The following is a 12,840-nucleotide window of genomic DNA, read 5'->3' on the forward strand; positions in this document are numbered from 1 at the left end:
TTATTTCTCACTGTCCACTAAACCACGCACGAACGCACGTTGCATGGCTAAAACGATAACGACCGGGGGGATAAGGGTGAGCAGCATCGCCGCCATCACCTGGTTCCAGAGCGTGGTGCCTTCACCGGTGGCGATCATGCCTTTGATGCCCGCCACGGCGGTGCCAAGATTGACGTCCTGAATAATCAGCAGCGGCCACAGATACTGGTTCCAGCCGTAGATAAAGGTGATGACAAACAGCGCCGCAAGGTTGGTTTTCGACAGCGGCAGCACGATGTCACGGAAGAAGCGCATCGGCGAGGCTCCGTCAATACGCGCGGCCTCAATCAGCTCGTCCGGCAGGGTCATAAAGAACTGGCGGAACAGGAAGGTGGCGGTGGCCGAGGCCATCAGCGGCAGGGTTAAACCTGCGTAGCTGTCCAGCATCTTCAGGTTGGCGATCACTTCCACCGTCGGGAAGATACGCACTTCGACCGGCAGCATCAGGGTAATGAAGATCATCCAGAAGAACAGGTTACGCAGGGGAAAGCGGAACCAGACGATGGCGAACGCCGAGAGCATCGACACCGTGATTTTGCCCACCGTAATACCGAACGCCATGATGAAGCTGTTCAGCATCATCAGCCAGAATGGCGCGCTGTTAGCGCCCACGCCCTGGGTCCAGATGGTTTTCATGTTTTCGAAAAGATGCCCGCCTGGGATCAACGTCATCGGCGTATCAAACACCGCTTTGGTGTCCAGCGTGGCGGCAACGAAGGCCACGTACAGCGGGAACAGAATAACGATGATGCCCAAAATCAGCATGGTGTGGCTGAACATCGTCAGCCCGCGACGGTTCTCGATCATTGGTAGCGCACCTTACTTTCGACATAACGGAACTGCACTACCGTGAGAAGGATGACGAGGAACATCAGCACGACCGACTGGGCGGCGGATGCCGAGAGATCCAGACCGGCAAAGCCTTCGCGATAGATCTTATAGATAAGCGTCGTCGTGGCCTGTACCGGGCCACCGGCCGTAGCGGCGTCGATCACCGGGAAGGTGTCGAAGAAGGCGTAAACCAGGTTGACCACCAGCAGGAAGAAACTCACCGGGGCAATCAGCGGCAGCGACAGCCTAAAGAAACGACGGACCGGCCCTGCACCATCAATCGCCGCAGCTTCAACCAGCGAGCGCGGAATAGACTGCAGCGCAGCAAAGAAGAACAGGAAGTTGTAGCTGATCTGTTTCCACACCGATGCAAAGACCACCAGGAACATCGCCTGACCGCTGTTCTGGGCGTGGTTCCAGTCGTAGCCGAACTCCGCCAGGAAATGGGTAATCAGCCCGCGCCCTGGATTAAACAGGAAGATCCACAGCACGGCGGCGACGGCAGGCGCCACGGCGTAAGGTAGCAGCATCAGCGTCTGATACAGACGGCTGCCGCGCACCACGTAATCCACCAGCGCCGCGAAAAAGAGCGATGCGACAAGGCCGCTGACAGTGACCAGCGCGCTGAACTTCATGGTCGTCCAGAAGGCGTCGAGGTAATAGCTGTCATGGAACAGCGCGGTAAAGTTATCCAGCCCGACAAACTGGCTGGAAAGCCCAAACGGATCGACGCTTTGTACCGAGTACCAGAGCGCCTCGCCCGCAGGCCAGATAAAGAAGATAACGGTGATGACCAGCTGCGGCGCGACCAGCAAATACGGCAGCCAGCGCGAACGGAACACCGGACGGGATGAGGACATAGTTTAGCTCAGCGTAGGTAGCCCTCACCCCAGCCCTTCCCGCAGGGAGAGGGACAGGATGAGGGTAAAATGATTAAGACTTTGTTGATTGCTCAAAGCGGCGCAGCAGCTGATTACCGCGCTCTACCGCAGAATCCAGGGCCTGCTGTGGGGTTTTCTTCCCGGTCCACACGCTTTCCAGCTCTTCATCTACGATGGTACGGATCTGCGGCATGTTCCCCAGACGCAGGCCTTTGGTGAACGGCAATGGCGGCTTGTTGAGCATCTGACGCGTCGCGATATCCGCGCCCGGGTTTTTGCTGTAGAAGCCCTGCTCGCGGGTCAGGTCATACGCGGCCGTGGTGATAGGCAGGTAGCCGGTTTTCTGATGCCATTCGGCGGCATTCTCTGGTTTCGCCAGGAAGTCGAGGAACTCGGCCACGCCCTTGTAGGTGCCCTTGTCTTTGCCCTGCATGACCCACAGGCTCGCCCCACCGATGATGGCGTTCTGCGGTGCGCCTTTCACGTCAGCGTCGTAAGGCATCATGCCTACGCCGTAATTGAATTTTGCGTAATGACGGATATCCGCCAGAGAGCCGGAAGAGGCGGTCGTAATCGCACAGTCACCGTTGTAGAACTTCTCGGTGGATTCGTCTTTACGCCCGAAGTAGCTGAAATCGCCCTTCTTGTTGAGATCGGCAAGCAGAGCGATGTGCTTCACCTGCTCTGGCTTGTTGAACTCCAGTACCGCGTCGGTGCCGTCGAAGCCGTTGTTTTTAGTGGCCACCGGCAGGCCGTGCCAGGCGCTGAAGTTTTCAATCTGGATCCAGCCCTGCCAGCCGCTGGCGTAGCCGCACTTCATCCCTGCCGCTTTCAGCTTAGCGGTGTACGCCGCCAGATCCTGCCAGGTTTTTGGCGGTTGTTCCGGATCTAAACCGGCTTTCTTGAAGGCGTCTTTGTTGTAGTACAACACCGGCGTGGAGCTGTTAAACGGCTGAGACAGCAGATGACCGGTTTTGGAATCGGTGTAGTAACCCGCTACGGTCGGCACGAACTGCGATTCGTCGAAGTTGATACCTGCGTCTTTAAACACTTCGTAGACCGGTTTAATGGCTTTAGAGGCCATCATGGTCGCAGTACCGACTTCGTAAACCTGAAGCAACGCAGGTGCATTACCGGTACGGAAAGCGGCAATGCCCGCGCTCAGGCTCTGCTCGTAGTTACCTTTGTACACCGGCACAATTTTGTAATCCGGATGGGTGTCGTTGAAACGCTGCGCCAGGGAGTCAACTTCTTTACCCAACTCCCCTTCCATGGAATGCCAGAACGGAATGGTGGTGACAGCCATTGCGTTCGCCGCAAAAGTCAGCCCCATTGCCAGACCCAAAGCTGTGTGTCGTAACGATGTCATTGTCATCTCTCTTATTGTGCCGGATGCGCGATATCACGCGTTTTTATGCTCGCGTGGTAACATGACATGCTCGAATGACAGAAAAATAACTGTTTCTTTACAGTGAGATGACAACAAAACGTCAGGCGGATGATGGTTGTGTGAAGGCGGTTGGGGTAAGTTCGGTGCGGTCTGGTGCCCTGCATGAAAAAAGGCAACTGACGTTGCCTTTTTGCTTTTGCTTTTATCTAGCCGCCGAGATAGGCGCTTCGCACCGCTTCGTTTGCCAGCAGCGCGTCGCCGGTATCGGAGAGCACCACGTGGCCGTTTTCCAGCACGTAGCCGCGGTCGGCGAGCTTCAGCGCCTGGTTGGCGTTCTGCTCGACGAGGAAGATGGTCATCCCCTCTTTACGCAGCTGTTCGATGGTGTCGAAGATCTGCTGAATGATGATCGGCGCAAGACCGAGCGACGGTTCATCCAGCAGCAGCAAACGCGGCTGGCTCATCAGCGCGCGGCCAATCGCCAGCATCTGCTGTTCACCACCGGACATCGTGCCGGCCCGCTGAATACGGCGCTCCCACAAACGCGGAAACAGCTCATAGACCCATTTGATGCGGGACTGGTACTGGTCGCGGTCAGCAAAGAAGCCGCCCATCGCAAGGTTCTCTTCCACCGTCATGCGTGAGAAGACGCGACGCCCTTCCGGGACAATCGCCACCGCTTCACGCATGATTCTGGCGGTTTGCCAGTCGGTAATATCTTTGCCATCAAAGACAATCCGCCCGCTGGTGGCGCGCGGGTCGCCGCACAGGGTGCCGAGCAGCGTGGTTTTACCCGCACCGTTCGCGCCAATCAGGGTGACGATTTCGCCCTGATTAATATGCAGGCTGACATCGTGCAGCGCCTGTATCTTGCCGTAGTGAGCATTAACCTTGTCGAACGTTAACATCGCTTTTTCCATCTTATGCCTCGCCCAGGTATGCACGGATCACGTCCGGGTTGTTGCGGATCTCTTCCGGCGTCCCGTTTGCCAGCGGCGTGCCCTGGTTTACCACGTAGATACGGTCAGAAATGCCCATCACCAGCTTCATATCATGCTCAATCAGCAGGATGGTGGTGTCGTGATGATCGCGCAGTTCGGCAATCAACTCGTCCAGCTCTTTGGTCTCTTTCGGGTTAAGCCCTGCCGCCGGTTCATCGAGCATCAGGATTTCTGGCTGCGTCACCATGCAGCGCACGATCTCCAGACGACGCTGGTCACCGTAGGCCAGGTTGCTGGCCTGACGGTTCGCATGCTGCAGCAGGCCGATACGGTCAAGCCAGGTGGCGGCGCGGTCGAGCGCTTCATCCTGAGCACGGCGGAAGGCCGGGGTTTTCAGCAGGCCAGAGAAAAGGCCGGTTTTGAGCTGCAGGTGTTGCGCCACCAGCAGGTTCTCTATCACCGTCATCTCGCGGAACAGACGCACGTGCTGGAAGGTACGCACCACCCCCATGCGGGCAATCTGCTGGCCCGGAAGCCCTTCCAGATGCTGGTCGCGCAGCTTGATGGTACCACCCGTCGGCTTGTAGAAACCGGTCAGGCAGTTAAAGACCGTGGTTTTCCCCGCGCCGTTAGGGCCAATCAGGGAGACAATCTCTTTCTTGTGCAGATCCAGATTCACGTTGTTGACGGCCAGCAGGCCGCCAAAACGCATCATCAGGCCGTTAACGGATAATAATGGCTGGCTCATGCCTGCTCTCCTTTCGCTTGCCCGTTTTTCAGCTTCAGCTGTGGACGGGTCATCGGCAGCAAGCCCTGCGGACGCCAGATCATCATCAGCACCATCAAACCACCCAGCATCAGCATGCTGTATTCGTTAAAGTCGCGCATCAGCTCACGGGAGACCACCAGCAGAATGGCCGCCAGAATAACGGCAAACTGCGAGCCCATACCGCCGAGCACCACAATCGCCAGTACAAAGGCAGATTCAGCAAAGGTGAACGATTCGGGGCTGACAAAGCCCTGACGCGCGGCAAACAGCGTACCGGCAAAACCGGCAAACGCGGCGCTGATGGTAAACGCAGTCAGCTTGATGCGGGTCGGGTTGAGGCCCAGTGAACGGCAGGCGATTTCATCTTCACGCAGCGCTTCCCACGCACGGCCCAGCGGCATACGCAGCAGACGGTTAATCACGAACAGGGTAAGCACCACCAGCAGCAGCGCCACCAGGTAGAGCCAAATCACCCGGTCGGACGGATCGTACTTCACGCCAAAGAAGTTGCTGAAAGTATCCCAGCCCCCTTCGCGAGCCGTACGGCTGAACTCCAGACCAAAGAAGGTCGGTTTCGGGATCTGGCTGATCCCGTTCGGGCCGCCGGTCACTTCGGTGTTGTTGAGCAGCAGGATACGCACGATTTCGCCGAAGCCTAAAGTCACAATCGCCAGATAGTCACCGCGCAGGCGTAAGACCGGGAAGCCCAGCAGGAAGCCCGCCGCGGCGGAGACCAGGCCCGCCAGCGGCAGACAGGTCCAGAAGCCGAGACCGTAATAGTGGTTCAGCAGCGCGAAGGTATAGGCCCCGATGGCGTAGAAACCACCGTAGCCCAGCACCAGCAGGCCAGACAGCCCCACCACCACGTTCAGGCCCAGACCGAGGATCACGTAGATCATGGTCAGGGTCGCGATATCGACCGTACCGCGAGAGACCACAAACGGCCACGCCACCGCAGCCACCAGCAGCGCCACGAAGAACAGCTTCTGCTTAACGGTTGAGCCGTCGAGAGCCGGCAGAACGAATTTCGGACCGGAGACACTTTTCAGCGTCTTCTGGAACACAGGACGCAGCATCTGGAACAGAAACACGACCGCGGTGCCAATGAATATCCACTGCCAGCGAATGTCGGCGGCGGTATCCACCACCAGTTTTGTGCCGTCCAGCTCTAACTGGACGCCCATAAAGACGCCTGCCAGCACGAAGAACATGGCGGCAGAGAGGAGCGCCATTGCGAAATGCATCGGTTTCATACTTTCTCTACCTCCGGACGACCCAGAATACCGGTAGGCATTACCAGCAGAACCAGAATCAGCAGGGCAAACGACACCACATCTTTATATTCCGTACTCAGATACGCGGAGGAGAGCGCTTCGGCCACGCCCAGGATCAGGCCGCCAATCATCGCGCCTGGAATACTGCCGATACCGCCCAGGACCGCCGCGGTGAAGGCTTTCATCCCGGCCATAAAGCCGATGTACGGGTTGATAACGCCGTAGAACTGCCCCAGCAGGACACCCGCGACCGCCGCCATCGCTGCCCCAATCACAAAGGTCAGGGCGATAACGCGGTCGGTGTTGATGCCAAGCAGGCTCGCCATCTTCAGATCTTCTGCGCAGGCACGGCAGGCGCGTCCCATACGCGAGTAGCGGATAAAGACCGTCAGGGCGAGCATCGCAACGAAGGTCACCACCCAGATCACCAGCTGCATGGTGGTGATAGAGGCAGAGAAGTTCTCGCTGGCACCGACCACCCACTGACCGTTGAACAGGCTTGGCAGCGCCACGTCGCGCGAGCCTTCCGTCAGGCTGACGTAGTTTTGCAGGAAGATCGACATCCCGATGGCGGAGATCAGCGCAATCAGGCGTTTGGAGCTACGCACCGGCCGGTACGCCACGCGTTCAATGCTCCAGCCATAGGCGCTGGCAATCACAATCGCGCCGACAAACCCGGCGGCGACCAGCAGCCAGCTGCTGTCGATACCCATCATCATCAGGGCGGCGATAATCATAAAGGAGACATAACTACCGATCATGTAGACCTCGCCGTGGGCGAAGTTAATCATGCCGATAATGCCGTAAACCATCGTGTAGCCGATGGCGATCAGCGCGTAGGTGCTTCCCAGCGTGACGCCGTTAAACATCTGCTGCAGGAAATAGAGAAACTGCTCGGACATATGCAAACCTTTTTATACCCGCCCGGCGGTCCGGGCGGTGGGATAATTATTTGGCGACCGAGGACGAACCGTCGGCGTGCCACTTAAAGACACCAAACTCAAATCCCTTCAGATCGCCTTTCTCATCCCAGTTCAGCGGCCCAATCACGGTGTTCGCCCCGTGTGCTTTTAAATCTTTCACCAGATCCAGCGGTTCTTTGCTGCCGGTGCGATCCAGCGCGGTTGCCAGAGACTGCACCGCCGCGTAGGTGATCCAGACGTACGGACCACTTGGATCTTTCTTCTGCGCCTTGAGCGCGTCTACGATAGCCTTGTTCGCAGGATCCTGGTCATAGCGTTTTGGCATCGTCACCAGCATGCCTTCGCCTGCGTCCCCGGCGATGTTCGACAGGGAGGCGTTACCGACGCCTTCTGGCCCCATAAACTGGGTTTTCAGCCCGACCGAACGCGCCTGACGCAGCATCTGACCCATTTCCGGGTAGTAGCCGCCGTAGTAAACAAAATCGATATTCTCTTTTTGCAGACGGGCGATCAGCGCGGAGAAATCTTTCTCGCCAGCGGTGATGCCATCAAAGAAGACGATATTCGCGCCGCCTTTTTTCAGCCCGTCCTGAACGGAGCGCGCCAGGCCTTCGCCGTACTGCTGTTTGTCATGAATAATGGCGATGCGCGTCGGCTTGACGGTGTCGAGGATGTATCGGGCGGCGGTTGGTCCCTGAGACGAGTCCAGACCGGCAGTACGCATGATGTGCTGATAACCGCGCTGAGTCAGTTCAGGGTTGGTTGCGCCCGGGGTTATCATCAGAATGCCTTCGTCTTCGTAGATATCAGACGCAGGCTGGGTGGACGACGAGCACAGGTGGCCAATCACGTACTGAATACCATCGTTCACGATTTTGTTAGCAACCGCGACGGCCTGTTTGGGATCGCAGGCGTCGTCATATTCCACGCCAACCAGCTTGTCGCCTTTGATGCCGCCTTTGGCGTTGATGTCTTTGATTGCCTGGCGAGCACCGTTGAACTCCATGTCCCCCCACTGGGCAACAGGACCGGACATCGCACCCACTACAGCAACCTTAATATCTTCCGCCATGGCTGCATGCGAAATCGCCAATGCAACCATCCCCGCGAGTAACGTCTTCGCGTTCCTTTTCATCTCTGAATCCCCATTCGTGATGTCGTGTATATATTTTGTTTTATTATGGTTAAAAAGCATTCTGTACTTTTAATGCACAACGCTATTTTTACCAGCGCCTTTAATGGTTTAGCGCAGTTTTTTCATAAAAACCAGACTAAAATCTCTATTTTTCAGGCGATTAAGCAAAGATAATATTCTGAAACAAGGCAGAGATAAACAAATAAAATTGCAGTTTGCAGCATAAAATAACGGTACAAAGCGCCGAATAATTCACTGCCATTCAGGTTAAAATTCTGCTTATTTTTCGATCCATGTGTTTTCAAACTGCCCTTTGCGCTGCCAAAAAACTAATCACCTGGTGAACCGGGATAAAAAGAGGAAGCCGCTGAGGGAATAAATTGAGTACACTGCCCCTACTCAATTTGATTTGGACAAGCAGCTAATGAAACTGACTATCGTGCGTCTGGTGACCTTTAGCGACCAGGATCATATCGACCTGGGCAAGATCTGGCCGGAATACTCCCCTTCGTCGCTCCGCGTCGATGAGACACACCGCATCTACGCCGCACGCTTTAACGAGCGTCTGCTCGCCGCGGTTCGCGTGACCCTGAGCGGCACCGAAGGGGCGCTGGACTCACTGCGCGTACGTGACGTGACCCGTCGTCGCGGTGTGGGGCAGTATTTAATTGAAGAGATAATCCGTGAAAACCCGAACGTTACCTCCTGGTGGATGGCCGACGTGGGCGTGGAAGACCGCGGCGTGATGGCGGCGTTTATGCAGGCGTTAGGGTTTACGGCGCAGGAAAACGGGTGGGAGAAACGTCAGGTTTGCTGAATGCCGCCTGATGCCCTCACCCCGCCCCTCTCCCACAGGAGAGGGTGAAAATACTAAAACGGCAACCGAAAGGTTGCCGTTTGCTTTTATTTGGCGTCGGTCGCCGTTCCGTTAGCATGCCAGTCAAACACGCCGAACTCGAAGCCTTTCAGATCGCCCTTCGCATCCCAGGAAAGCGGACCCATCACGGTATCGACAGAGTGGGCTTTCAGCCAGGTGGCAATCTCAGCCGGATCGGCTGACTGGTTCAGACCCGCCTGCAGAGACTGCAGCGCAGCGTAGGTGGTCCAGACGAACGCGCCGCTTGGATCCTGTTTCTTCGCCTTGATGGCATCCACGATCGGTTTGTTCGCAGGCACCTGGTCGTAGTTCTTCGGTTTGGTCACCAGCAGGCCTTCAGCAGACTCACCGGCGATGTTAGACAGGGAAACGTTCGCAACCCCTTCCGGGCCCATAAACTGGGTTTTCAGGCCGGCCGCACGTGCCTGACGCAGGATCTGGCCCATTTCAGGATGATAGCCACCGTAGTAAACGAAATCAATATTCTCTTTCTTCAGACGCGCCACCAGAGTGGAGAAGTCTTTCTCACCGGCGGTGATACCGTCGAAGAAGACCACATTGGCATTGCCTTTCTTCAGACCATCCTGCACGGCACGTGCCAGACCTTCACCATACTGCTGTTTGTCGTGAACAATCGCGATACGCTTCGGCTTCACGTTGTCCAGAATGTATTTTGCCGCGGTTGGGCCCTGGTCTGAATCCAGACCGGTGGTACGCAGGGTCAGCTTATAGCCACGTGCGGTCAGCTCCGGCGCCGTTGCAGCCGGGGTGATCATCAGAATGCCTTCGTCTTCGTAGATATCAGACGCGGGCTGCGTGGAAGAGGAGCACAGGTGACCGATAACGTATTTGATTCCGTCGTTCACCACTTTGTTCGCCACGGCAACCGCTTGTTTCGGGTCACAGGCATCATCATATTTTACGATCTGCAGTTTTTCGCCCTTGATGCCGCCCTTAGCATTAATGTCTGCAACCGCCTGTTCTGCGCCGGTAAATTCCTGGTCGCCGTACTGTGCTACCGGACCGGACATCGCGCCCACGACAGCCACTTTAATATCGGCCTGTGCCATCGTGCTGAATGCCAACGCGATACATCCTGCCAGTAACGCTTTACCCTTCATATTCATCCTGAGATTCCCCATTATTATGGTTATTACGATTGTCGTGATGTTGTTGTGTAGCGCTTTATTTCAGTTATAGGTATGACAGTCGCGCTTTTTCAGCATACTCTGCTAAAACATACCCCATTTTTATGATTTTGGAATAGCTAATTTGAAATGAATATATGATAAGCCCGGCAGGGATCACCGCCGGGCCAGGGCTTTAACGTGTCAGCGACGCGGAGATAATATCCAGCGCTTTACGGAACTGAACTTCGGGGATGGTAAGCGGATAGAGGAAACGGATAACGTTGCCGTACACGCCGCAGCTCAGCAGCAATAGACCTTCCTGTAACGCACGCTCCTGGACCTGACGCGTGAATTCCGGCGACGGCAGCCCGGTTTGCGGGTCATTAAACTCCACCGCCACCATTGAGCCCTGGGCACGGATATCGGCAATAAACGGACAGTCGCCCTTCGCTTTGTTCAGCACTTCCACCAGATGATGGCCAAGATGCGCCGCGCGCGTGCAGAGATCCTCTTCATCAATCACATCCATCACGGCATGGGCTGCGGCAATCGCCAGCGGGTTGCCGGCGTAAGTCCCGCCCAGCCCGCCAGGTGCGGGGGCATCCATCACCTCCGCCCGGCCAGAGACCGCCGAGAGCGGCATTCCGCCGGCCAGGCTTTTCGCCATGGTGATCAAATCCGGCTTCACGCAATGGTGTTCCATCGAGAACAGCTTGCCGGTTCGCGCAAAGCCACTTTGCACTTCATCGGCAATCAGCAAAATTCCGTGCGTATCGCACAGTTCGCGCAGGGCCTGCATAAAATCGGCGGGGGCAATGTTGAATCCCCCCTCCCCCTGAACCGGTTCCAGGATAATGGCCGCCACCTGGTCCGGCGCAATGTCGGCTTTGAAGATGCGTTCGAGGCTTTTTAACGCTTCTGCCGTGCTGACGCCGTACAGATCATTTGGATAGTGTGCGTGATAAACCGATCCGGGAAACGGACCGAAACCGAGTTTGTACGGCGCCACTTTCCCCGTCAACGCCATCGTCATAAAGGTACGGCCGTGGAAGGCACCGCCAAAGGCGATCAGGCCAGGACGACGGGTATACGCGCGGGCAATTTTTACCGCGTTTTCGACCGCCTCTGCTCCCGTAGAGAAGAAAGCCGTTTTGGCAGGCCCATCAACGGGTACACGTTGGTTGATGCGCTCGGCAAGCGCCACATAGCCTTCGTACGGGACAATCTGATATGCCGTATGGGTAAATGCGTGGAGTTGTTTTTCGATGGCGGCAATAACTTTTGGATGCCGATGGCCGGTATTCAGCACCGCAATCCCGGCGGCGAAGTCGATATACTCGTTACCCTCAACGTCCCACACCGTGGCATTTTCGGCTTTATCGGCGTAGAAGTTACACATCACGCCGATACCGCGCGGCGTCGCCTGCAAACGCCGGTCATTCAGTTCACTGTTTTTCACCCTGTCCCCCTGAGAAATTCACCTGCTTAGCGCATCTGTAAGTGTTTGCCAGGGGGAGGGAATTCGCCAGAGCGGGAGATAAAAAAACAAAACCCCCGAATTTGCATTCGAGGGTTATCGGGAACATCGCGGAAATTACGCTTCGATAGCGGCGCGAAGTTTTTTCATGGCGTTCTTTTCAAGCTGACGCACACGTTCAGCGGAGACGCCGTAGCGGTCGGCCAGCTCCTGCAGCGTGGACTTGTTGTCTTCGTCCAGCCAGCGGGCGCGGATAATATCCTGGCTACGTTCGTCGAGGCCTTCCATTGCTGAAGTCAGCTTGTTCGCGGCCTGATCTTCCCAGTTATCCTCTTCAATGCCGTCAGCAAAGTTAGAGGTTTTATCCTGCAGATACAGAACCGGTGCCATTGGCTGGCTGTCAGAGCCGTCGTCGTCGGAGGACATATCGAAGGTCATGTCCTGCGCGGCCATACGGGATTCCATCTCACGCACGTCTTTGCTGGATACGCCCAGCTCGCGCGCCACCATTTCAACTTCATCCTGATTGAACCAGCCCAGACGCTGCTTGGTTTTACGCAGGTTGAAGAACAGTTTACGTTGCGCTTTTGTCGTGGCGACTTTCACGATACGCCAGTTGCGCAGCACGTATTCATGAATTTCTGCTTTGATCCAGTGCACGGCGAAGGAGACCAGTCGCACACCCACTTCCGGGTTGAAGCGACGTACAGCCTTCATCAGACCGATGTTACCTTCCTGAATCAAGTCCGCCTGCGGCAGGCCATAGCCCGCATAATTACGAGCAATGTGAACAACAAAGCGCAGGTGAGACAGGATCAGCTTTTTCGCTGCTTCCAGATCGCCCTGGTAATGCAGCTTTTCAGCAAGCTCCTTTTCTTCCTCGGCCGTTAACATCGGCCAGGTGTTCGCAGCCCGGATATAAGATTCCAGGTTACCAACAGGGGCTAAAGCTAAAGTTTGCATTTCTTTGGTCATTCATTCCTCTCAATGTTTCTTCTGGTCCAGGCTGTCCCCATCAGGCAACAACCATGCCAAAGCGTTTGAGCCACGAGATTAGCATTCACTCTTTTATCAGACAGTGATTTTATCCACAAGTTCCAGGTGCAACGGTGAATAAATTACGCACAAATTGTGACATGGAGATGATAACAGGGGAAGAGACAACAGGGACGC

At 56.0% G+C, this 12,840-nt stretch carries 12 protein-coding genes; 1 reads left to right on the forward strand and 11 read right to left on the reverse strand.

All coding sequences use genetic code 11. The features are described 5' to 3' along the window. The 8 genes from ugpE to livK all read right to left on the reverse strand — a co-directional run bounded on the left by ugpE (position 1) and on the right by livK (position 8,183). The gene (ugpE, locus tag JTA15_RS16165; RefSeq protein WP_014171997.1) at positions 1 to 846 is read right to left on the reverse strand and encodes a sn-glycerol-3-phosphate ABC transporter permease UgpE; all 846 of its coding nucleotides are present in this window, start codon (positions 844 to 846) and stop codon (positions 1 to 3) included. Beyond that, a complete protein-coding gene (gene ugpA / locus JTA15_RS16170) occupies positions 843 to 1,730 on the reverse strand; it encodes a sn-glycerol-3-phosphate ABC transporter permease UgpA (RefSeq protein ID WP_014171998.1) in 888 nt (295 codons plus the stop codon). Before ugpA ends, ugpE begins: the two co-directional genes overlap by 4 nt. 73 nt (positions 1,731 to 1,803) lie before the next feature. Then, positions 1,804 to 3,120 (reverse strand): sn-glycerol-3-phosphate ABC transporter substrate-binding protein UgpB, encoded by a 1,317-nt coding sequence (ugpB, locus tag JTA15_RS16175; protein WP_032679132.1) that lies wholly within the window; start codon positions 3,118 to 3,120, stop codon positions 1,804 to 1,806. A 227-nt stretch (positions 3,121 to 3,347) separates the two neighbouring features. Further along, positions 3,348 to 4,061 carry a high-affinity branched-chain amino acid ABC transporter ATP-binding protein LivF gene (gene livF / locus JTA15_RS16180; RefSeq protein WP_020884549.1) on the reverse strand — a complete coding sequence of 238 codons (714 nt, stop codon included), beginning with the start codon at positions 4,059 to 4,061 and terminating at the stop codon, positions 3,348 to 3,350. Position 4,062: 1 nt separating this feature from the next. Beyond that, the gene (livG, locus tag JTA15_RS16185; RefSeq protein ID WP_014172002.1) at positions 4,063 to 4,830 is read right to left on the reverse strand and encodes a high-affinity branched-chain amino acid ABC transporter ATP-binding protein LivG; all 768 of its coding nucleotides are present in this window, start codon (positions 4,828 to 4,830) and stop codon (positions 4,063 to 4,065) included. Beyond that, positions 4,827 to 6,104 (reverse strand): branched chain amino acid ABC transporter permease LivM, encoded by a 1,278-nt coding sequence (gene livM / locus JTA15_RS16190; RefSeq protein ID WP_014172003.1) that lies wholly within the window; start codon positions 6,102 to 6,104, stop codon positions 4,827 to 4,829. Before livM ends, livG begins: the two co-directional genes overlap by 4 nt. Next, on the reverse strand, positions 6,101 to 7,027 hold the full coding sequence (gene livH, locus JTA15_RS16195; protein WP_020884547.1) for a high-affinity branched-chain amino acid ABC transporter permease LivH: 927 nt from the start codon (positions 7,025 to 7,027) through the stop codon (positions 6,101 to 6,103). The genes livM and livH overlap by 4 nt, the downstream gene beginning before the upstream one ends. 46 nt (positions 7,028 to 7,073) lie before the next feature. Beyond that, complete coding sequence (gene livK / locus JTA15_RS16200) at positions 7,074 to 8,183, reverse strand: high-affinity branched-chain amino acid ABC transporter substrate-binding protein LivK (RefSeq protein ID WP_049022901.1); 1,110 nt, start codon at positions 8,181 to 8,183, stop codon at positions 7,074 to 7,076. Positions 8,184 to 8,607: 424 nt separating this feature from the next. Here livK and panM point away from each other — a divergent pair, with 424 nt between their 5' ends. Continuing rightward, positions 8,608 to 9,000, forward strand: coding sequence for an aspartate 1-decarboxylase autocleavage activator PanM (gene panM, locus JTA15_RS16205; protein WP_020884545.1), 393 nt, complete (start codon positions 8,608 to 8,610; stop codon positions 8,998 to 9,000). Positions 9,001 to 9,086: 86 nt separating this feature from the next. Here the strand turns inward: panM and livJ are convergent, their stop codons facing one another. The 3 genes from livJ to rpoH form a co-directional block, all read right to left on the reverse strand. Next, the gene (gene livJ, locus JTA15_RS16210; RefSeq protein WP_074148115.1) at positions 9,087 to 10,187 is read right to left on the reverse strand and encodes a branched chain amino acid ABC transporter substrate-binding protein LivJ; all 1,101 of its coding nucleotides are present in this window, start codon (positions 10,185 to 10,187) and stop codon (positions 9,087 to 9,089) included. 196 nt (positions 10,188 to 10,383) lie between these two features. Then, positions 10,384 to 11,649: a 4-aminobutyrate--2-oxoglutarate transaminase gene (locus JTA15_RS16215; protein ID WP_219372494.1), complete on the reverse strand. Its 1,266-nt coding sequence runs from the start codon at positions 11,647 to 11,649 to the stop codon at positions 10,384 to 10,386. Positions 11,650 to 11,784: 135 nt separating this feature from the next. Then, positions 11,785 to 12,642 carry an RNA polymerase sigma factor RpoH gene (gene rpoH, locus JTA15_RS16220; RefSeq protein ID WP_014172011.1) on the reverse strand — a complete coding sequence of 286 codons (858 nt, stop codon included), beginning with the start codon at positions 12,640 to 12,642 and terminating at the stop codon, positions 11,785 to 11,787. Positions 12,643 to 12,840: the final 198 nt, after the last annotated feature.

The organism is Enterobacter sp. BIDMC 29, assembly GCF_019378755.1.
Lineage (GTDB): Bacteria > Pseudomonadota > Gammaproteobacteria > Enterobacterales > Enterobacteriaceae > Enterobacter > Enterobacter ludwigii.